Origin of the sequence: Nitrincola tapanii (assembly GCF_008368715.1) — a bacterium.
Lineage (GTDB): Bacteria > Pseudomonadota > Gammaproteobacteria > Pseudomonadales > Balneatricaceae > Nitrincola > Nitrincola tapanii.
The window spans coordinates 42548-63908 of sequence record NZ_SMRS01000002.1; the positions used below are offsets into that span (position 1 = coordinate 42548).

Annotated in this window: 20 protein-coding genes; 15 read left to right on the top strand and 5 right to left on the bottom strand. The window is 51.0% G+C overall.

What is annotated here, in order from left to right; genetic code table 11:
* Window positions 1-101 precede the first annotated feature (101 nt).
* Window positions 102-1880 (bottom strand): DEAD/DEAH box helicase, encoded by a 1779-nt coding sequence (locus tag E1H14_RS02890; RefSeq protein ID WP_149389965.1) that lies wholly within the window; start codon window positions 1878-1880, stop codon window positions 102-104.
* 225 nt (window positions 1881-2105) lie between these two features.
* Window positions 2106-2567, bottom strand: a complete 462-nt coding sequence (locus E1H14_RS02895; protein WP_160142007.1) for a 3'-5' exonuclease — start codon at window positions 2565-2567, stop codon at window positions 2106-2108.
* Between the two features lie 104 nt (window positions 2568-2671).
* Between E1H14_RS02895 and E1H14_RS02900 the strand changes: the two genes are divergently transcribed.
* The 15 genes from E1H14_RS02900 (at window position 2672) to rimK (ending at window position 18058) form a co-directional block, all read left to right on the top strand.
* Entirely contained in the window at window positions 2672-3715 is a 1044-nt protein-coding gene (locus E1H14_RS02900; RefSeq protein ID WP_149389967.1) for a GGDEF domain-containing protein, read from the top strand.
* Window positions 3716-3784: 69 nt separating this feature from the next.
* Window positions 3785-4282, top strand: coding sequence for an FKBP-type peptidyl-prolyl cis-trans isomerase (locus E1H14_RS02905; RefSeq protein WP_149389968.1), 498 nt, complete (start codon window positions 3785-3787; stop codon window positions 4280-4282).
* Window positions 4283-4550: 268 nt separating this feature from the next.
* Complete coding sequence (locus tag E1H14_RS02910; protein WP_149389969.1) at window positions 4551-4916, top strand: response regulator; 366 nt, start codon at window positions 4551-4553, stop codon at window positions 4914-4916.
* 37 nt (window positions 4917-4953) lie between these two features.
* A complete protein-coding gene (locus tag E1H14_RS02915; protein WP_149389970.1) occupies window positions 4954-7317 on the top strand; it encodes a chemotaxis protein CheW in 2364 nt (787 codons plus the stop codon).
* 10 nt (window positions 7318-7327) lie between these two features.
* The gene (locus E1H14_RS02920) at window positions 7328-7822 is read left to right on the top strand and encodes a chemotaxis protein CheW (RefSeq protein ID WP_149389971.1); all 495 of its coding nucleotides are present in this window, start codon (window positions 7328-7330) and stop codon (window positions 7820-7822) included.
* Between the two features lie 19 nt (window positions 7823-7841).
* The gene (locus E1H14_RS13395; RefSeq protein WP_200834015.1) at window positions 7842-10259 is read left to right on the top strand and encodes a methyl-accepting chemotaxis protein; all 2418 of its coding nucleotides are present in this window, start codon (window positions 7842-7844) and stop codon (window positions 10257-10259) included.
* Between the two features lie 12 nt (window positions 10260-10271).
* The gene (locus E1H14_RS02930; protein ID WP_149389972.1) at window positions 10272-11117 is read left to right on the top strand and encodes a CheR family methyltransferase; all 846 of its coding nucleotides are present in this window, start codon (window positions 10272-10274) and stop codon (window positions 11115-11117) included.
* Window positions 11118-11120: 3 nt separating this feature from the next.
* Complete coding sequence (cheD, locus tag E1H14_RS02935; RefSeq protein WP_149389973.1) at window positions 11121-11735, top strand: chemoreceptor glutamine deamidase CheD; 615 nt, start codon at window positions 11121-11123, stop codon at window positions 11733-11735.
* A complete protein-coding gene (locus E1H14_RS02940; protein ID WP_149389974.1) occupies window positions 11735-12811 on the top strand; it encodes a protein-glutamate methylesterase/protein-glutamine glutaminase in 1077 nt (358 codons plus the stop codon). Before cheD (E1H14_RS02935) ends, E1H14_RS02940 begins: the two co-directional genes overlap by 1 nt.
* 16 nt (window positions 12812-12827) lie before the next feature.
* On the top strand, window positions 12828-13988 hold the full coding sequence (locus tag E1H14_RS02945; RefSeq protein ID WP_149389975.1) for a methyl-accepting chemotaxis protein: 1161 nt from the start codon (window positions 12828-12830) through the stop codon (window positions 13986-13988).
* 26 nt (window positions 13989-14014) lie between these two features.
* Window positions 14015-14302, top strand: coding sequence for an STAS domain-containing protein (locus E1H14_RS02950; RefSeq protein WP_149389976.1), 288 nt, complete (start codon window positions 14015-14017; stop codon window positions 14300-14302).
* A complete protein-coding gene (locus tag E1H14_RS02955) occupies window positions 14299-16044 on the top strand; it encodes an ATP-binding SpoIIE family protein phosphatase (protein ID WP_149389977.1) in 1746 nt (581 codons plus the stop codon). Before E1H14_RS02950 ends, E1H14_RS02955 begins: the two co-directional genes overlap by 4 nt.
* Window positions 16022-16651, top strand: coding sequence for a chemoreceptor glutamine deamidase CheD (cheD, locus tag E1H14_RS02960; protein WP_149389978.1), 630 nt, complete (start codon window positions 16022-16024; stop codon window positions 16649-16651). Before E1H14_RS02955 ends, cheD (E1H14_RS02960) begins: the two co-directional genes overlap by 23 nt.
* A gap of 55 nt (window positions 16652-16706) precedes the next feature.
* Window positions 16707-17156 (top strand): ATP-dependent zinc protease family protein, encoded by a 450-nt coding sequence (locus tag E1H14_RS02965; RefSeq protein ID WP_149389979.1) that lies wholly within the window; start codon window positions 16707-16709, stop codon window positions 17154-17156.
* Window positions 17153-18058, top strand: coding sequence for a 30S ribosomal protein S6--L-glutamate ligase (gene rimK / locus E1H14_RS02970; protein ID WP_149389980.1), 906 nt, complete (start codon window positions 17153-17155; stop codon window positions 18056-18058). The genes E1H14_RS02965 and rimK overlap by 4 nt, the downstream gene beginning before the upstream one ends.
* Window positions 18059-18087: 29 nt before the next feature.
* Here rimK and E1H14_RS02975 read toward each other — a convergent pair whose 3' ends face one another.
* The 3 genes from E1H14_RS02975 to E1H14_RS02985 are packed head-to-tail and all read right to left on the bottom strand — an operon-like array spanning window position 18088 to window position 21343.
* Window positions 18088-19041 (bottom strand): alpha-L-glutamate ligase-like protein, encoded by a 954-nt coding sequence (locus E1H14_RS02975; protein WP_149389981.1) that lies wholly within the window; start codon window positions 19039-19041, stop codon window positions 18088-18090.
* Complete coding sequence (locus tag E1H14_RS02980) at window positions 19038-20552, bottom strand: inactive transglutaminase family protein (protein ID WP_149389982.1); 1515 nt, start codon at window positions 20550-20552, stop codon at window positions 19038-19040. The genes E1H14_RS02975 and E1H14_RS02980 overlap by 4 nt, the downstream gene beginning before the upstream one ends.
* 29 nt (window positions 20553-20581) lie before the next feature.
* Window positions 20582-21343: an ATP-dependent zinc protease family protein gene (locus E1H14_RS02985; RefSeq protein ID WP_149389983.1), complete on the bottom strand. Its 762-nt coding sequence runs from the start codon at window positions 21341-21343 to the stop codon at window positions 20582-20584.
* Window positions 21344-21361 lie beyond the last annotated feature (18 nt).

Consider the following 21361-nt stretch of genomic DNA (forward strand, 5'->3'; position numbering starts at 1 on the left):
ACTACCTAGTTAAAACAAAACTGCCGGTATAGTACCGGCAGTTTTTGCATGATGTCGAGTCAGGAGGTTTGCTTACTCCTCTCGACTAGCCTGCTACGAGCTTAGCGTGGCGCACGCGCAGTGGAGGCATTGCTGCGCTTACCACTGGGTTTGCGTGGACCCTTATCTTTGCTAAAAGAACGGCGCTCACGATCGCCACGACCTTCACGGGCTTCTTCAGTCCAAGGGCGGATATTCAGAGCCTGACCGCAGATGCGTGCGCGTTTCAACGTCTGCAACAAATCCGCTGGAATGCTGGCGGGGAGATCAACCGTACTAAAGGATTCGTTGATATCGATACGACCAATAAACTGACTTTCAACACCGGCTTCATTGGCAATCGCACCGACAATATTGCCAGGCTTCACGCCGTGCTGATGACCAACACCGATCCAATAGCGTTGCATGCCTTCAGAAGGCGCTTCAAAACGTCCGCTACTGCGACGCTTACGATCTGTAGGCGCACTTTCATCGCGTGGACGACGTTCACGCTCACGTGCTACAGGGACTTCGCGCTCATCTAGGAAGAAGGCTTTGTCCTTGTGCATTAACTGCAGGGCGGCGGCAGCAATCTGAACCGGTGTAAGCTCGGTGTTAGCCGCTAAGCCTTCCAGCAAAGGTAAGAACTGCTGACAAGCGTCTGCTTCACTGGCTTTTAACAGTTCTTGCTGCAAACGTTCTACGCGCAGCGCATTGATCTGTTTAGCCGTGGGTAGCTCCAGTGTTTCCAACGGAGAGCGCGTCGTACGCTCGATCTGTTGCAGTAAGCGCTGTTCACGAGGTGCGACAAAAAGAACTGCATCACCATTGCGTCCTGCACGACCGGTACGACCGATACGATGGATGTAGGATTCTGCATCGTAAGGAATATCATAGTTAATGACATGTGTAATGCGCTCAACGTCGAGGCCACGCGCCACAACATCGGTCGCAATGACGATGTCCAGCTCACCACGCTTTAACTTCTCGACAACACGTTCTCGCTGAGCCTGGGCGATATCGCCATGGAGTGCGGCGGCAGGGAAGCCGGCACGTCCGAGCTGTTCGGCTAACTCTTCGGTCGCATTTTTCGTGCGGACAAAGATCAAAGCGCCTTCATGTTCGCGCAGCTCAAGCAGGCGGGTTAAAGCCATGATCTTGGACATACCACGTACCATCCAAACGCGCTGGCGAATGGTGGAGGCAGTCGCCGTTTGGCTCGCAATCTTGATGACAGCGGGATTCGACAGATAGTTCTCGGCGATACGACGGATGGCCGGCGGCATAGTGGCTGAGAAAAGAGCGATCTGGCGCTGAGCTGGCGTGTGCTCAAGAATCCACTCGACATCATCAATAAAGCCCATGCGTAGCATTTCGTCGGCTTCATCGAGAACCAGAGTTTGTAATTGATCTAACACTAGAGTGCCGCGACGGATGTGATCCATCACGCGGCCCGGGGTGCCGATCACGACCTGAGCGCCACGGCGTAAACCACGCAGCTGCTCATCATAGCCTTGGCCGCCATAAATGGAGAGGGTGCGAATACCGGCCAGGTGTTTAGAGTATTTTTCACAGGCGGTTGCGACCTGGAGTGCGAGTTCGCGGGTCGGCGCCAGAATTAAGAGTTGTGGATGGGTTTTGCTCGGATCTAAACGCTGTAATAAAGGCAGCGCAAAAGCAGCGGTTTTACCCGTTCCGGTTTGTGCTTGGCCTAACAGATCACGACCTTCCAGCAGCGGTGGAATAGCGCCGGATTGAATCGGGGAAGGGATTTCGTAACCTACGTCTTGCAGAGCTTCGAGAATAGCAGAGCTGAGGCCCAGATCACCAAAAGTGGCGGGGCTGATATCAGTTGTGGACATGCTGTGATGTTTACCTGAAATGAAGAGAGGTGTTTCGTGAAACGTGCCGCTCAGTTAGCAAAGAGGCTGGCCGCACACATATCAGTTCAGCAGCTTGCCCCAAGAAAGAAGCGCGAAGTATATAGACCCGGACGGCTTTTGTCTAGGTCTGTGCAGGCCCGCGTGATCGCTTAAGCGGGGGCGAACGGAATCCCGCGGAATTCGTATTGCACTGGGCTGTGAAGACTAAACGAATTTCTTCAGCGTTTGGGCGATCATGCGGGCATCGGCTAGAGCACGATGAGGGCGGCCTTGAATGTCGATTAGATGATGAACGCGTTCCTGATCTTCGTTGCTTAAGAATTGATGAAATCCTGTGACTTTAAAGCGCATCGGCAAGCCGGCGGTCATAAATAGGCGCCGCAACCACATAAAATCGAAATCGGGTGCATCCGAGATCACCTGTGTTTTGATGAATTCATTGAGCTGGCGGCAGGCGCTTTGCAGGTCCACCCCTTTTTCTTCCAGTTCGTCGCGGCGAATACCATGAATCTCTTCAGCAATATCATCCCAGTATTGCCAGCTGGCATCGGGTTTGATTAAAAAGCTTAAGGACTGCTCAGGATCTTCGAGTCGGCAAACACCAATTTCAATCGGATAAGAGAGATCAGGGTGCAGACCGGATGCTTCGATATCAATGATCATCATGCAGAATAGAGCCTTTCCAAAAACTTGATTGAATGCGAAGGAAATGATCCGGTATATTAGACCAGATTTTGACCGAAATGACATGGTTCACTTAAGGAGAGACTTTGTCCACCACCCCTCAACTGCTGGATCGCTTGGCATCGCTGACCTCTATTCGCGATATTGAGTTGCTGGAATTCAGCTTGCTGAAAACTCTGCATGAGCTCTTTCGACCCGAACAGCTGATTCTCCTCAAGTTGGATAATGTCGGTAAGCATCGCCACACTTTGCGTTATGGTAGTGATGGTCATCATGAATCAAGCATGACGCGGGCGCAGCGCAGTGAATCTCCTGAGGTCGAGTCGGCCTTGCGTATGTCGCAGCGCTTGGGTGGGGCTTATCATTCTAAGTTGGCCAATGGCAACAATATCTCCGCCTATCCCGTGTTGGATATGCAGTCGATGAATGTCTGTCTGGTGATTGAATCACGTCGTCCGGGTTCGCCGCAGGATGCGCGTTTGATTCAGGGGATGCTGCAAATCTATCGAAATTTCTGCTTGTTGATTGATGATGCTCAGCGTGATCAGTTGACCGGATTGCTCAATCGTAAGACCTTTGATGAAAGTATTCAGCGCGTGATAGGTTTGGTGGGCTTTCATGAGCTGCCCCCTGCTGTTCCGGGGGATCGCCGAAGTTATCCGGAAAAGGATCTTGGGGCGGGCCATTGGTTGGGTATAATCGATATTGATCATTTCAAGCGGATTAATGATAGTTTTGGCCACATCTACGGTGATGAGGTCTTGCTGCTGGTTGCGCAGATGATGCGTGAGTCTTTCCGCGAAAATGATCTATTGTTTCGCTTTGGCGGTGAGGAGTTTGTGGTCATCGCGGAGTGCCCGGATATGGAAGGCGCGCGCATGGCGTTTGAGCGCTTCCGTCAGCGTATAGAAAAACACCATTTTCCTCAGATCGGACGTGTGACGATTAGTTTTGGTGGAGTCCAGGTGCATAAAGATGCTCTGGTGCATAGTCTCCTAGATCAAGCGGACCAGGCTATGTACTATGCCAAAGCGAATGGTCGCAATCGGGTCTGTTTTTATGAAGATCTGGTGGCGAAGGGTGAGATCGTTCCGGTTCAGTATAATACCGGCGATGTAGAGTTTTTTTGATCTCGGTGTAAAGGGGTGGTCTTACCCCTTTGCGCGAGGTCTTTATTTATTATTAAGGTTGAGATAAGCATGTCGGTTGTGGCTTCGGATACAGTAGTGCAGTTTTTTTACACCTTGAAAAATGCTTCAGGTGAGCTGCTTGAGAGCAATCATGGACAAGATCCTATGGCCTATCTGCATGGCCATGACAACATGATCCCGGGTCTGGAAGTGGCAATGGAAGGGCGTCAGGCCGGTGAGCGTTTTGAAGTCACTTTGGCCCCCGAAGAAGCCTATGGTGAGCGTGAGGCGGATCGTGAAATGCGTGTCCCAATTAAGCATCTACAGGGTTTGCCTGCGGGGCACAAGCAGTGGCGTGCGGGCATGATTGCGCTGGTGCATACCGATCAGGGTGCGCGTCATGTCACCGTGACTAAGCCGGGTAAGTTTATGATCACCGTGGATACCAATCATCCTTTAGCCGGTCAGACACTGATGTATGAAATTGAAATCCAATCGGTACGTGCCGCCAGCGATGAAGAGATTGCACATGGTCATGCGCACGGCGTGGGCGGCCATCACCACTAAGTTGTTCTGATTTTCACAGAGCTGAGCGTTCAAGCTCGGCTCTCTATTGTCTTTCTCGTCTATTCTACTTGTTTGAATCCTGTTCCTTTTTGCCCGGAATAACTGAGGATTCGGCTCGGTTATTCATCTCCTCTGTTTTAAATTGTTTTTGATTTAAGTCGTGTCTAGGCTGTAATTTCATATCGGAAGTGTAAAACTTTGCATATAATCCTTTCTTGAGATAAGTCGAAATCTATCGATTTCGTCATCAAATTACACAGGAGATGCTATGGGTAAGTCGATTCTGAGTGTGGATGACTCAGCCTCTATCCGTCAGATGGTGAGCTTTACGCTGAAAGGCGCAGGTTACACAGTGACGGAAGCGGTAGATGGTGCACAGGGACTGGAAAAAGCCAAAACAGCTAAGTTTGATCTGATTCTTACCGATCAAAATATGCCGAATATGGATGGACTGACGCTGATTCGTAATCTGCGAGCTTTGCCTGCTTACCGTTCTGTGCCCATCTTAGTGCTCACCACAGAAGCCGGTGATGCGATGAAGGCTCAGGGTAAAGCCGCAGGCGCAACCGGTTGGTTGGTGAAGCCGTTTGATCCGCAAAAATTGATTGAAGTGGTCAAAAAAGTGATCGGTTAATGACCGCTGACCGGAGACCTGCAGAGGGTTCGACAGGATGAGTATCGATCTGAGTCAGTTTCATCAGGTGTTTATTGATGAAGCCTATGAGCATCTAGCGACCATGGAAAGTCTATTACTTTCTTTGGATCTGGATGCGCCTGATCTGGAAGAGTTGAATGCCATATTTCGTGCTGCCCACTCGATAAAAGGCGGGAGCGGTACCTTTGGCTTCAAAGATATTGCGGATCTGACCCACGCTTTGGAAACCCTGCTCGATAAGTTGCGTCGTCAGGAACTGCAGGTCACGGATGAAATGATTACCGCTTTCTTGCACTGCTGTGATTTGCTGAGTTTGATGCTAGAGGCGCATCAGGATGGCACGCATGTGGATGATCAAGCGGTGCTGGAGAGTAAAGCGCATTTGATGCGCCTGGCAGAAGGCAGTGAATCTGTGCTCCCAGTCACGGTGATGCCTGGCGCGCCGGAGAGCACTTTCACTTCGTCGCCTCACTTGAGTGCAAACCGCTGGCGTATCCATCTGCATCCGCATACGGATCTCTTCAGTGGCGCCGTCAGTGAAGCGGCGCTGTTGAGTGATCTGGCTGCGATGGGAGATCTGGTGCTCATCTCACGTGCCGCGAACAGCCAGCGTGTCTGGGAGTTAACCACCGCACTGAATCTGGAAGCGCTGGAAGAGGTGTTTGCCTTCGTGTGCCAAGCCGATGAAGTCAGCTTCGAGGCTCTTAACGAAACACCACAAGCGGTGACAGATGAAGATGAAGAGGATGCCTATGGCTTCTTTGTCGATGAGGACTCTTTGCCTGCTGCTCAGACTATCCAGGAAGAAGCACTCAGAGAAGAAGCCATCAGTGATGAAGATCCTGGTTTCGGTTTTTTTGTAGACTTAGAAAGCTTACCCGCGCACTCGGAACCAGAAGCCGCAGAGGAAGAGGGTTTCGGCTTTTTTGTTGACCCATCTGAGTTACCGGCGGCGCAGGACGCTGCCAGCCAAGCCGCTTTGGAGGCCGAACAAGGATTTGGCTTTTTTGTCGATGAGTCGGAGTTGCCGGTGCACTCTTCCGACACGGCAGAAATGTTAGGGCGCGCAGCTATAGCGACAAAGAATCCAGTGCCCGTGGCGCCGTCCCAGCCAGACTTAAAAACTCCTGCCCCTGCAAAAAACACAGAAAAAGCGAGCGGTGTTAAATCCGCGAGCAAAGCGGCTGCGGCTGAAACCTCGATTCGTGTAGGGATTGAAAAGGTGGATCAGTTGATCAACCTCGTGGGTGAACTGGTGATTACTCGTTCCATGTTGGCGCAGTCTGCTTCGATCCTCGATCCTGTGACTTATGAAGCGATACACAATGGTTTGGCGAACCTGGAGCGTAACTCCCGCGATCTGCAAGAAGCCGTGATGTCGATCCGTATGCTGCCGATTAACTTTGTTTTTGGGCGTTTCCCTCGTGTCGTGCGGGATCTGTCGCAGAAGATGCAGAAAAAAGTCGCCCTGAAACTAGTGGGTGAGGAAACGGAGTTGGACAAGGGCTTGATTGAGAAGCTGGCCGATCCGCTGACACATTTGCTGCGCAACAGTATTGATCATGGTATCGAGTCGCCCGAAATTCGCAGCCAGCTCGGTAAGCCTGAAGAGGGCACCATTACCCTGAGTGCGAGCCATCAGGGTGGCAGTATTCTGGTCGAGATCAGCGATGATGGAGCAGGGTTAAATCGCGAACGTTTGCTCGAAAAGGCGCGGGAAAAAGGCCTGCCGATCAGTGATAACCCCACAGATAAAGAAGTCTGGCAGTTAATTTTTGCGCCAGGTTTTTCGACCGCCAAAGAGATTACCGATGTTTCCGGTCGAGGTGTTGGCATGGATGTGGTGCAGCGTAATATTGCCGAGATGAAGGGGCAAGTCGAGATCGATTCTGTACCCGGCATGGGGACGCGTATTGGTCTAAGGTTGCCGCTGACCCTCGCTATACTCGACGGTATGTCTTTAAGAGTGGGGGAAGAGATCTTTATCCTACCCTTGACGCGCATCATCGAATCGATCCAGCCGGAAAGCGAGCAGCTCAAATCTGTTTCGGGCCAAGGGCGTGTTGTGCATATTCGCGGTGAATATGTGCCTCTATTGGAACTCTGGAAGCTCTTTACCTTGACCCCTAAATTTACCGATCCAGAGGCTGGGATACTGGTGGTGGTCGAAACCGTGGCTGGCAAAATGGCTTTGTTTGTGGATGAACTCATTGCCCAGCAGCAGGTGGTGATTAAAAGTTTGGAAACACACTATCGTAAAGTAGAAGGTATTTCGGGGGCGACCATCATGGGTGATGGTCGTGTCGCATTGATTATTGATATAGATCGACTGGCACGCATGCATAAAAGTGATGTGGCGCCTGAATCTATGTCTTTCTGAGGTAATCTAGATGGCAGAAATGAGAGATGAGCAGAGCCGTGTGGAAACACGAGAATATCTGACCTTCACTCTAGGTGCAGAAGAGTACGCAATCGATATTCTCAAGGTTCAAGAGATCCGTGGATACGACGCGGTGACACGTATTGCTAACACGCCCGATTACATCAAGGGTGTGATCAATATGCGTGGTGTGATCGTTCCCGTTGTGGATATGCGGTTGAAGTTTCACTTAGGTGAAGCGACCTACGATGCCTTTACTGTGATGATCATTCTCAATTTAGGGCAGCGCATTGTCGGGATGGTGGTGGATGCCGTGTCGGATGTGATTGCATTGAGTGATGACGATATTCGTCCCGCGCCTGACTTTGGAGCCACCTTTGATACGCAGTATCTCATGGGTTTGGCCACTGTGGCTGAGCGTATGGCGATTGTTGTCGATATTGAAAAACTCATGACCAGCAGTGAAATGGGTTTAGTGGATCAACTGAGTCAGACCGCTGTTTAAGGAATAATGGAGCAGACGTATGCGATGGTTTAATAATTTATCCACCAGCATCAAGATTGGTTTGATGAGCCTGGTGATGCTAGCTGCATTGATTTTTATTAGCTGGGAAGCCTACTTAGGGTATACCGGCTGGTCAAAATACGCTCAGTTGATGCGTGACAACCGTGTGCCTTCGATGGTCTCGTTGATGACTATGAATAAGGATCGTATGGCCATTCGTGCGCAAACTATTGATGTCTTAACCCAAACGGACGGGTATCAGCGCAAAGATGGCCTGCGTGCCATCGTTGAGCAGCGCCAGACATCTTGGCGTGCCATTGATGAGAACTGGGAGGCCCTGGCTAAGATTCCACGTGTGACTCAGCGCGGACAGGAAATCTATAATCAGCTAGCAGGTGAATATCGCGCTTGGCGCGAGATTTATGTAGATCTTGATGGTCTGATTGCCGCCATGATCGACACGCAAGATGAATTGCGTTATCAGCGTTTGATGCAGGAGTATCAGCGCACCATCAACCGCATGGTGCCGATCTCTGATGCGATGGGAGCCACTTTTGAAGCATTAGTTACACAAAACACCACGCGTGCGGCGGCGGATGCCAATGAGGCTGTCAGCACCTCACAAGTCGAGCTTAAACAGGTCACTGTAATTTCGATTTTAGCGATCCTGATCGTCTTAGCGCTATCCATGATGGTCTTCCTAAGTATGGTGCGTCCGTTACGTGCGCTGGTTGGCCACTTTGCCGCGATAGGTGAAGGAGATTTGAACCAGAAAATTGAGGAAACACGCAAGGATGAAGTGGGTCTGGCACTGAAAGCCTTGGCGGAAACCCAGCGTAAGTTGAAAGCCGATATCGAAGAAACGCATCGAGTGTCGAACATCAACCTGCGCATTAAAAATGCACTGGACAGTGTATCGGCGAATGTTATGGTGGCGGATGCTAATTTCGACATCATTTATCTGAACCCAGCGGTGCAACAGATGTTCCGCAATGGGGCGAATGAGATACGTCGTGAACTGCCGAACTTTGATCCCGATAATTTGATGGGTCGCAGTATCGATCTATTCCATAAAAATCCAGCACATCAGCGTAGTATGCTGGGGGCGCTGAAAACCAAACACAGTGCAACTATTCAGATCGGTGGGCGTACCTTTGCGCTGGTGGCGAATCCTATCTTCAACGAAGAGGGTGAGCGTCTGGGTTCAGTCGTTGAGTGGAATGACCGCACCGAAGAGGTGATGGTTGAGCGTAGTATTACCAGTCTGGTTGAAAAAGCGGTGGCTGGTGACTTCAGTGCACGTATTGATACCGAACAGCAAAGTGGCTTCTTCAAACGTCTGGGTGAGGGGGTCAATGAGTTGATGCAGGTGACAGATACTGGTTTGAATGAAGTCATGCGGGTTCTCGAGCACCTGTCGAAAGGCGATCTGACCCAGCAGGTGACTGGTGAGTATCAAGGTTCTTTTGGTCAGTTGCAGAGCAGCACCAATCAAACAGTGAGCCAGCTCAAGCAGCTGGTGGCTGAAATCAAAGAGTCAGTGGACGCGATTAATACAGCGGCTCAGGAAATCTCGGCCGGTAATACGGATCTCTCCCAGCGTACCGAAGAGCAGGCTTCAAGTTTGGAAGAAACGGCTTCCAGCCTAGAGGAGTTGACTTCAACTGTTCGTCAGAACGCAGACAATGCTCGTCAGGCGAACCAGCTGGCACAGGGTGCGAGCCAAGTCGCTGAAGCCGGGGGTGATAAAGCGCGCCGGGTTGTGAAAACCATGGAAGCGATCAGTGAAAGCTCGAATAAAATCGCAGATATCACCACACTGATTGATGGTATCGCTTTCCAGACCAATATCCTGGCATTGAATGCGGCGGTAGAGGCAGCGCGTGCCGGTGAACAGGGGCGTGGTTTTGCGGTCGTTGCCGGTGAAGTGCGCTCCTTAGCACAGCGTTCAGCAGCGGCGGCTAAAGAGATTAAAGAGTTAATCGGGCGCTCCGTAGATATTGTGCATGAAGGTTCGGCACTGGTAAAAGAAACGGGCTCTACGATTGAAGAGATTGTCGTTTCGGTGAAGCGTGTCACCGACCTTATGGGCGAAATTTCGGCGGCTTCGGAAGAGCAAAGCCAGGGTATCGAGCAGGTCAACCTGGCGGTGACGCAGATGGATGATGTGACTCAGCAGAACGCTGCTCTGGTTGAAGAAGCCGCAGCAGCAGCTGAGTCTTTGGAAGAGCAGGCCACAGCACTGGCGACATCGGTCGCGGTGTTTAAAGTCGATGAGCAGAGTCTGCATCTGGCACAACCAAGTGCCCCCCGTCTGGCGGCTAAACCCAGCTCAAAGGCACAGCCGAGTGCATCGGCCGCTAAGTCGGCACGTAAACCGGCTCCGCGCATTGCGCCACCGGCACGTCAGGATGACGATGAGTGGGAGGAGTTCTAACGGAGTCCGCTTATGCAGCGCGAATTTGATTTCACGGATGCGGATTTTGAGCGAATTCGCGCGCTCATACGCAAACGGGCGGGGATCTCACTCACCGCCCGCAAGCGTGATCTGGTCTATAGCCGGATAGCGCGACGCTTAAGAGTGTTGGGATTAAGCCGATTTTCCGACTATCTGGATTATCTGCAAAACCATAATCTGGAAGCTCAGGATTTTATTAATGCCTTAACGACTAACCTCACCGCTTTTTTTCGTGAGGAGCATCACTTTGTGCATCTAGCGCAACGTTTTGAGGCGCTGCAGGCGAGTCAGGCGCAAGACAAAGGCCGTATTCAGATCTGGTCAGCGGCCTGCTCTACCGGAGAGGAAGCCTATTCCTTAGCCATGACCGCAGTGGAGAGTTTTGGTAGTTGGACACCTCCCGTGAGTATCTTGGCGACAGATGTGGATACCAATGTGCTGGAGCACGCCAAACGCGGTGTCTACGGTATGGAGCGTATTGAGCGTCTGGATGAAGCGCGGGTTAAAACCTTTTTTCTGAAAGGACGCGGTGCACGTGCTGGCAGCGTTAAGGTGCGTCCAGAGTTACAGGCTTTGATCAGCTTTCGCTCTTTAAACCTGCTGGCGCCACAATGGCCGATGCGTGGAGGGTTTGAAGCGATCTTCTGCCGCAATGTGATGATCTATTTTGATAAACCCACGCAATACCAGATTCTGTCCAAACTGCATCCGCAGCTGAATGAGAGGGGTCTGCTGTATGCTGGGCATTCAGAAAGCTTTAATCACGCAACCGATCTGTTTCGCTCCATCGGCAAAACCATGTTTGCACCGGTGCGTGGCACGGCTAAGGAAAATTAGACTATGTCTGAAAGCGGTGAAGCGGGCGCAAGCAGTCTACCCGATCTCTATTTTGATCCCTATTTTGAGATGGAGGCGGTGAAGTTGCTACCGGGTGAGTACTACGTCACGGCACGCGACATGCTTCTGGTGACGGTATTAGGCAGCTGTGTCTGTGCCTGTATTCGTGACCCACAACAAGGGATCGGTGGCATGACACATTTTATGCTGCCGGACGCTTATCGTGATCAAGAACAGCAGCAGCGTTCAGTCAGATATGGTAGCCACGCGATGGAAGTGCTGATTAATGAGTTGTTAAAAATGGGGGCTGAGCGTAAACGTCTTGAAGCTAAGGTGTTTGGAGCCGGCAATGTGCTTTCGCGTCCAGGTAGTCATGTCATCGGCGAGCGTAACAGCCGCTTCTTGGTGAACTATTTACAACGTGAATCCATCCCGGTTGTGGGACAGGATCTGTTGGATAGTTTTCCACGCAAAGTGTACTTTTTCCCGCACAGTGGTCGGGTCTTGGTAAAGAAATTAAAACGTTTGAATAACACCACAATTTTTGAGCGTGAGGCGGATTATTTTCAGCGCCTGACAGATACTGAAATTACCGGCAATGTGGAGCTTTTTAGCTGATGGCGCAAGCAGATAAAAAAATCAGTGTCCTCGTGGTGGACGACTCAGCGCTGATTCGTAAACTCCTGACCGAAATTATCAACAGCCACTCAGATATGGAGGTAGTGGCCGCAGCGCCCGATCCCTTGGTCGCACGTGAGCTGATTAAGCTTCACAATCCAGATGTGCTGACTTTGGATGTGGAGATGCCACGTATGGATGGCTTGGATTTTCTGGAGCGTTTGATGCGCTTGCGTCCCATGCCGGTATTGATGGTGTCTTCCCTCACCGAGAAGGGTTCCGAGGTCACCTTCAAGGCGTTGGAGCTGGGCGCAGTAGATTTTATTGCTAAACCCAAGGTGGATATTGCCAGCGGTCTGCAAAGCTACTCTGACTTAATTGCTGAGAAGATTCGCATCACCGCCAGTGCCCGTATACGACCTTTAACACCGATCGCGAATAAGCCGATCCGGAAGGTGACGACTCAGCCACATAGGATGCAGTTTTCTTCAACCGAGAAGTTGATTTTTGTAGGCGCCTCTACCGGCGGAACTGAAGCCATCCGCGAGTTTCTGATGGACTTACCTGCGGATATGCCGGCCATCTTGATTACTCAGCATATGCCGGAAAATTTCACTCGGACGTTTGCGGAGCGCTTGGATAAGCTCTGTGCGCTGAAGGTGCAGGAAGCCACGCACAATCAACGTGTCCTGCCAGGTCATGTGTACATTGCTCCGGGCTATGCCCACATGGAAATTGTACGCAGTGGTGCCAATTATATGACCGCCTTAAGTGATGCCCCGCCGGTGAACCGTCATCGACCTGCGGTGGATGTATTGTTTAATTCAGCGGCTAAGGTGGCCGGAGCCAATGCCATCGGTGTGATTATGACGGGGATGGGTAAAGATGGTGCTCTCGGCATGAAAACCATGAAAGCCGCCGGTGCTTGGACCTTGGCACAGGATGAAGCGAGTTGCATCGTTTTTGGGATGCCAAAAGAAGCGATTGCGATGGGAGCCGTGGATGAAGTGCTGCCGCTGAATCGTTTAGCGAGCAGAGTAATAGAGAAGGTCGGTCAGCGGATTAACCGAGTTTAAAGGAAGGAATGGAAAGATGAAGATGATCTCTTGGATTGCTGCAGTGCTGGCGCTGCTTCTTGGAGCGGGCATCGCGCTTTGGCTTCATCCATTACTTGGTGTGTTGGCGGCTGTACTAATTCCATTGCTGGCGACTTGGCAAAGCCATCAGAAGTCTGCCACACCGAAACGGGTTCAGGACACAAAAAGCGGCCTGGTGCAGGAGGTCGTCGAGGTGCGTGAGGATCTGCATGATATTGGGGATTGTATCGAATCCGTAGTCTCCGAGATGGTGCAGGATATGGATGCACTTTTGGGCATGCAAAACGATGCAATGAATACCCTGGCAGCCTCTTTTGCGCAGCTTAAAGAGCAGATAGAACGTCAACAGATGCAGGTGAATACCCTGCTACACGGTGACGATCAGTTGGGTAGCACTCAGGGCGATAAAGAAGCCCGCATGGGAGACTTTGCGGCCAGCACCTTAAAAACACTGAATAATTTTGTCGAAGCAACGGTACAGATGAGTGCGGATTCGATGGAAATGTTGGAACGAGTCTCTCAGTTGTCGGATCAGATGCCACAGTTAATGCGTATCCTTGAAGATATCGACAATATCGCCAAACAAACCAACCTTTTGGCTTTGAATGCGGCGATTGAAGCGGCACGTGCCGGAGAGAGCGGACGGGGGTTTTCCGTGGTTGCCGATGAAGTGCGTGCGCTATCCAGCCGTTCAGCCAGCTTCAGTAAAAATATTCAAGATGGTTTGACCAGTATGAACGGCCAGATCGCCAAGCTGGTGGATGATGTGAGCCGCATTGCTTCTCAGGATATGAGCTTTATTATCGAGGCGAAAAAAGAGGTGCAAGAAGCGATAGACCGCTTGATGCAAAAGTCTGAGCAAGATAAGGCGGTTACCGAAGATATGGAGCAGATCTCACAAGAGCTGATGATGGCGCTCTTTAACGCCATGCGTGCTATGCAGTTCCAGGATATGAGCAGCCAGACCATTATTCATACCACCGATGAGCAGCGCCATCTATTAGTCCTAGCCGAAGCTTTGAAGAATGAGCGCAGTAATCTGGATACGGAAGCCCTCACACGCAGTATTGAGCAATTCCGTCGTGATCGCGAAAGCCGTAAATCTAACCCTGTTTCCGCCAGCTCCATGAGCAGTGGCGATATCGATCTTTTCTAAATTTATATTTTTGGACAATGGGACCTATGTCAGAACAGCAGGCACTTCTAAAACTACCGGAACGCTTTGATTTTAGCTTCCACAAAACTTTTTACAGTTTAAGTCAGGATATTTTCCGTCAAGCACAGAGCAGTGAAATTCTGGTCGATTTTGCTAATGTGCAGTATCTCGACTCTTCCGCCTTGGGCATGATTGTGATGCTACAGAAAAAGGCTGCTGAATCAGGGCGTAAGGTGGTCTTGATCAATGCACGCGGCAATGCGGCCGAAATCCTTGAGATTGCCAACATGGGTAAGCTAGTACAGATTCGATGATCTCAACACTGAAAGTGACAGAACGCAGCGACATCACCCTCTTACTGCTGGAAACCAACCCTGAACTAAATCAATTGTTCAGTCGTTTCCTTGAGCAGCAAGGTTATGTGGTCATTTCAGTGCTTAACTATGCTGCCGCCTTAGAGGTGATCTCATCCGATATCCATATTGATATCGCCTTGTTGGATCATCAGGATGTTCGTCTTAGCGCCTTGGATCTGTTGCCGCATTTAGTACGGGATGATTATCGTTTCCATATCCCGGTGGTGATTATCAGTGCCAGTGAGGATCGTGAACTGCTATCACGCTGCTTACAGATGGGGGTGGATGATTACATTGTTAAGCCGATCAATCCGTTACTCCTCTGCCTCAAGGTCGATGCACTGGTGTCAAAGGTACGTTTGGCGCGGATCATCACCAATCAAAATACTCGCCTGCAAAACCTGATTCACCATGCGCGCATGGAACAGGAGATGGCTTCTCATCTTTTTTATACCCATCTCTATAACGAGCAGGATTCACCCTTGCCGGGCTTGAGTGTGCGTTTGGAGTCAACAGCCGAGTTTAGCGGTGATTTGATTCAAAAAGCTTTATCGCCTTCCGGTAACCTGTTTATTTTGCATGCCGATGCGACCGGGCATGGTTTGTCGGCCACTATTACGCTGATGCCAATGTTGAGTATTTTCCGCGCAATGGTGGATAAGGGTTATCGACTGGGCAATATCATCCGAGAAATTAATCAGAGATTGGAAAGCCTGCTGCCACCGGATCGTTTTGTGGCCGCCAGTCTGATCGAGTTAGACCCACATAAACAGGAAGTGCATGTGTGGAACGGGGGGATGCCCACGCTCTATCTACTCGATGCAGAAGGTGAGGTTAAACATAGCTTTCGCTCGCGTCATATGGCGTTAGGCATTCTCGAGCAGCAAACTTTGGATGCAAATTGTGAAGTGATTCGTGTGCAATCAGGGTGTTGTTTAGTCGGTTATAGTGATGGTGTCACCGAGCAAACCGGTGCGCGCGGAGAACCCTTTGGGGACACACGCTTACTGCAAACATTAAGGCATCCACCGGCTCTAGACTTGCTCGGTGATCCTGAGGGGCCGGCTGAAATCCTGACAGAGGGTGTCCTCTATACCCTGCAACAGCACGCCAGTAGCCGCCAGTTTGATGATGATGTGTCGCTCTTTGTTCTCGAGTTTGCGGCCTTGTTACCACGCCTTTTGTCCTATCATGATGCGTCCGGCTTTGCCGACTTAAAGCATTTGGCACCTTTTCGCTGGTCGATGACGCTCTCCGGCCAACAAATCCAGCAACAAGAGCTAGCGGCGCAGTCGATCCAGTTGCTGCGCAGTATGGGTTTTTCCGAACATCAGTGTCAGCGTGTGTTTACCCTCTTAAGTGAGTTGATCAACAATGCCATTGATCATGGCATTCTTAAGCTGTCTTCATGCAACAAAGTTGATCAAGAAGGTTTTATGGATTTTTACCTGAAGCGAGAAGAGGCTCTGTGCCAATTGGCACCACAGGACCAGCTCACGCTGATTCTTGATTGGCAGCAGGGAGCGAAACCGACGCTCCAGGTGGAGGTGATCGACAGTGGCCAGGGGTTTGAGAATCTTCCATCACCTGTGACTGAGTCGCAGCACTGTGCCGGTCGGGGTTTAATGTTGGTGCGACAACTCTCACAATCCTTTACCTTGCTTCAAGGAGGAAGGCATGCCTGCGCCATCCTCCAATAAGCTGGGATTTGTTGATCCTCATCTGGCCTCTAACCATTATTATGATCGTCATTTTGCCACTGAAGCCGTCAAGGTTTTGCCGGGCGAGTATTTTGCGACTGAAGAGGAAACCATGATCGTGACGGTGCTGGGTTCCTGTGTTTCGGTCTGTCTGCGGGATCGTTTGACCGGTGTGGGTGGCATGAACCATTTTCTGTTACCCCATGATCGCTCAGGCGAAACCGGCCCTTTAGCGGCTTCAGGGCGTTATGGTCTGTATGCGATGGAATTGCTGGTCAACCACCTGTTAAAACTCGGCGCAAATCGGCAGCGTTTAGAAGCCAAGGTGTTTGGTGGAGGACAGGTGCTCAAGACCTTGCAGTTTAGTCAGGTCGGTGAGCGCAACGTGGCGTTCGTTTTTGAGCATCTGCGTAAAGAGTCGATTCCTGTTGTCGCGAAAGATGTGCTCGATCTTTATCCTCGAAAAGTGTATTTTTTCCCGCAAACCGGTCGAGTGCTCCTGAAGAAGATACGCTCCATGCACAACTCGACCATCATTGATCGTGAGAAGGCTTATCTGCAGCAGGTGGAAACTCGACCTGTGGCCGGAGCCGTCGATCTCTTCTAACCGACCCGTTTGCCATTTGGAGAAGAGTGGCCGATGCGGTATCAAGGAGCTTTCCATGTCCGATTCGAGTCAGACACCCTCCCTTGTAGGTTGGCGTGAGTGGATAGCGCTTCCTGATTTAGGGGTCGCTGCCCTGAAATGTAAAGTGGATACCGGAGCACGAACTTCGGCATTACATGCCTTTTCGGTAAAAGAGTTTAAGCGTGCAGGTCAGCGCTGGGTAAAATTTGGCTTACATCCCCATCAAGGATCCGATGAGGAGGTGTGGTGTGAAGCTTTAGTCAAGGATGTGCGTCAGGTCAGGGATTCCGGTGGGCATACCACTCGACGTTATTTTATAGAAACTCATGTGGTGATAGGCAAAATGCAGTACCTGATCGAACTCTCGTTAACGCGTCGAGATAATATGCGCTTTCGTATGCTGTTAGGGCGTGAGGCGTTAAAGGGTCGGTTTTATGTCGATCCGGCACGTTCTTATCTGATGGGAAAGGATCTGGCACCATGAAAATTGCCATCTTATCACGCAATAGCAAGCTGTATTCGACCCGTCGTTTGGTCGAAGCTGCCCAAGCGCGTGGGCATGAGGTCCGAGTGATTGATGCGTTACGTTGTTATATGAATATCACTTCGCATAATCCGCAGATCCATTATCGCGGTGAGGTGTTAGAGGGTTACGATGCGGTGATTCCCCGTATCGGCGCTTCCGTGACTTTTTATGGCACAGCGGTGCTGCGCCAATTTGAAATGATGAGCGTCTATCCGTTGAATGAGTCGGTGGCGATCACCCGTGCACGCGATAAACTGCGCAGCCTGCAACTCCTGTCGCGTAAAGGGATAGGTTTGCCCGTGACCGGCTTTGCCCACTCTCCAGATGATATCGATGACCTCTTGGATACGGTGGGCGGCGCACCTGTGGTGATTAAATTGCTGGAAGGTACCCAGGGAATCGGAGTGGTCTTGGCCGAAACCAAACAAGCGGCGGAAAGTGTGATTCAAGCCTTTATGGGGTTGAAACAGCAGATCCTAGTTCAAGAGTTTATCAAAGAGGCACGTGGAGCGGATATCCGTGCTTTTGTCATCGGCGGTAAAGTGGTGGCGGCGATGAAGCGCCAAGCGAAGGAGGGTGAATTTCGCTCCAATTTGCACCGTGGCGGTACCGCGACACTCTGCCGGATTACGCCTGAAGAGCGGGCCACGGCGTTGCGCGCGGCGAAAGTGATGGGATTAAATGTATGTGGAGTGGATCTGCTGCGCTCTAATCATGGTCCAGTCGTGATGGAGGTGAACTCATCGCCTGGATTAGAGGGCATTGAAGCGGCCTCAGGCAAGGATATTGCTGGTATGATCATCGACTTTATTGAACGCAACGCCAAGCCGAATCGGACACAAACCCGTGGGAGTGGTTAAGCGTCGAGCCAGGCAACGCCAGCGCGGACTTAAAGTCCGTGCTGACTGAAGGTTTGCATGACGTAGTGCACACGCTCTTCGGCGCTACGATGCGGTTTGCGGATCTTCTCGATATGGCGCAGTCGAGGTAACAAACCACGTCCATTGGCGACCTGAATGGAGAGTCCAGGGCGAGCATTGAGTTCTAACAACTGCGCCCCACGTGAACGATCTAAGACAATATCGGTTCCGATATAACCCAGATTACTCATCTCATAACAGCGTGACGCCAGCAGCAACATCGCTTCCCAGTCCGGGATGGAAAGATCTTTCAAAGGTTTTTTAGTGTCGGGATGCAACTCAATGGGGGTTGAAAACTGCACCGCTTTTAAACTCTGGCCTGTCGCGATATCTAAGCCCACCCCAACCGCCCCTTGATGCAGGTTTGCTTTACCGTCCGAGGCATGGGTGGCTAAACGTAACATCGCCATCACCGGATAACCGCGAAAAACGATGATGCGTATATCGGGAACCCCTTCGTGAGAGTAGCCCTTAAAGGTGTTATCAAATTCGATCAGGTCTTCAATAATGGCAACATCCGGGACGCCTCGTAATGAGTAGAGGCCCGCGAGGGTGTTGGTGAGATGACGCTTGATATCCTCTAGGCTGATCTCAGCTCCCGAGGCTTTCACAAACTTATCGCCATTGCGTCCGATGATGACGAGGATGCCTTTACCACCTGAACCTCGCGAAGGCTTAATCGCGAAGCCCTCCAGTGCTAATAAACGATCCTCAACATGGCTGATCTCATGTTGGGCACGTACCACAAAGCGTAGCTGTGGCGTGGCGACACCAAACTCCTCGGCTAGGAGTTTGGTTTTTAACTTATCATCCACCAATGGATAAAAGCGGCGCAGGTTGTAGCGGCCAATGAAGTCGACATTGCGGCAGTTCATGCCGAGGATGCCGGCTTTATGCAGTTGCCAGGGCAGTGCCCACTTCATTTCTGATTCTCCAACAGAGCACGGAAACGACGCAATTCAGAGAATTTGTAGCCGGTATACTGTCCCATCAACATGATCAGCGCCAGGATGACCAGGTTCAACTCCGGGAAGTTAAACGTCAGGTGTCCAGAGATCGGTAGTTGCATCAACAGATAAGCGAGTACGGCCACCAAGAGGCTGCCGCCCCCCTGTGTTAGGACCTCGCGTGGGCCTTCTTCTTCCCAGAGAATCGACATACGTTCGATCGTCCAAGCGATGATGATCATCGGGAAGAAGGTGATGGTCATACCGGTACTGAAGCCGAGCTGATAACCGACCAAGCTCAGGAAAGAGACTAAGAACACGACCAGGATGACCAGGGTTGCGATACGCGAGACCAAGAGGAGGTTAAGTCGGGAGAGGTAGGTACGGATTACCAATCCCATGGCCACAATCGAAACAAAGCTGATCAACCCCAAACCCAGTGAGGTTTGTAAGAACGCCAAAGCGATCAAAATCGGCATAAAAGTTCCAGAGGTTTTTAAGCCAATAATAATGCGCATAAACACCACCACCATTGCCCCCAAAGGTAGCAAGAAGAGGAGCTTAAACATACTTTGCTCTTCGATGGGCAGAGTATGTACCCCTAACCAAGCAAAACCCTGACCGGCAAACTGTGTTTGCGCCAATTCCAGGGAGGGAAGGGTTTGTTCAATCATGGAGAAGCTCACCCGTGAGCGGCTGCCCCCCATCACATCCAACAGAGAATCGCCGCCACGCTGCCAAAGCAGCAGGTTTTCAGGTAGGCCCTGTTCCCCCGTTTCCGGATTAAAGACCAACCAGCGATCATCAACAAAAATTTCGATCATCGGGGTGGTGGCTTGACGCCGCCGCGCATCTTCCAGATATAAACCGATGGCAATACGGGCAGGGATACCCGCTTGATTTAAGAGTTTTTCTAAAGCGGCCACACGGCTGGAAGCACTCAAGAGGAGCGCTGTATTCTGGCCAGGTTCTGGGTTTTGGATGAGGCGAATCAGTTCGCGTGTCAGGCTTTCGGGAGTACTGGACTTACTTTGCGCGAGTTCTAAAACATAGGTAGCCGCTGTGGCTTCTGGTTCATCCCAGAATACCTCTTTAACGCGTGGACGACGTTCAACGCGGCTGATAGGTTTGTCGGGATCGGTAATAAATTGCGCTTTATAATAGAGTGTTTGTGCACCCGTCGCCGTGTTTTTTGACCACTCTCCCCGGCGTTGGCCATCGTTTTCGATAATCGAAAAACCATAGCCTGGTGAGGCTGCTTGTTCATTCAGAAGAGTAAAGCCAGGCGGGTTATCGGGCAGATCTAAACTGGCTAGGACGGCTGTGCCGCTGGCATTAAAGTCGACACGTGCTTCGATCAGCCAAACCTGTTTCTGCTCACCCGGGAGCCAGGGTATGCCCAGCTGTAAGTGGCGGGTTAAGGCACTGCCGAGGCCGACTAAGATCAACAATGCAATGATGGTGTAAAAAGGCGCACGAGAGATCATGGGTTAGCCTTGTTGCTAAAAATCAGAAATTAAGAACGATTATCCCGGGAGTTTGGCAGTTGAGGCGGTGCAATATTTTGTTTACCGACATCGACCACCATCATATCTTTCAGAATATTGCGCCCAATCAAAACGGGGAAATCCAGATGACTACGATCTGTCAGCGTAAATTCAGCCGATTGGCTGACATTACCCAAAGTGAAACGCAGTTCAACCACTGGGCGGCGTTCGTAATCTTCACTGATCGATTGACTGATACGGACGACCCGCACAACCGGACGCTCAACGTTGGTATCATCCCCAGTAGCTGGGTGAACAAAATCAAAACGTACCCAGCGGCGTCCATCGCGTTCAAAAAATTGGATGTTACGTGCATCTAGGGAAGAGGTGGTGGCGCCAGTATCGATACGTGCGGGCAAAGTCGCATCCAGGCCGGAGAGATGGACCTGTTCAATCTCACCGACCAGTTGTTTCTCCAATCCACCTAGAACCAGCGTACCGCTTTCGCCTTGAGGCGGGCAGACGAGTTTAGGTTCAGGTTTACATTCAGGGGGCTTAACACGTTCAAAAATCGTTTCTTGCAAGCGTGTGACCACACTTTCCTGTGCCTCTAAGATGGAGCTGAGGCTCTGGCTTTGCTGGGCTTGAATGCCCTGCAAATGCTCATTTTGCGTCTGAATGCGGTGATCAATCCCTTCCAGCACACCCTCTTCCACATACAGGTGTCCGGGAGCACAGGCGCTGAGGAGGCCGGCACAGGCTAGAACCGAAAGAGAACGCCAATAAAACATCTGTAAACCCCTGATTAT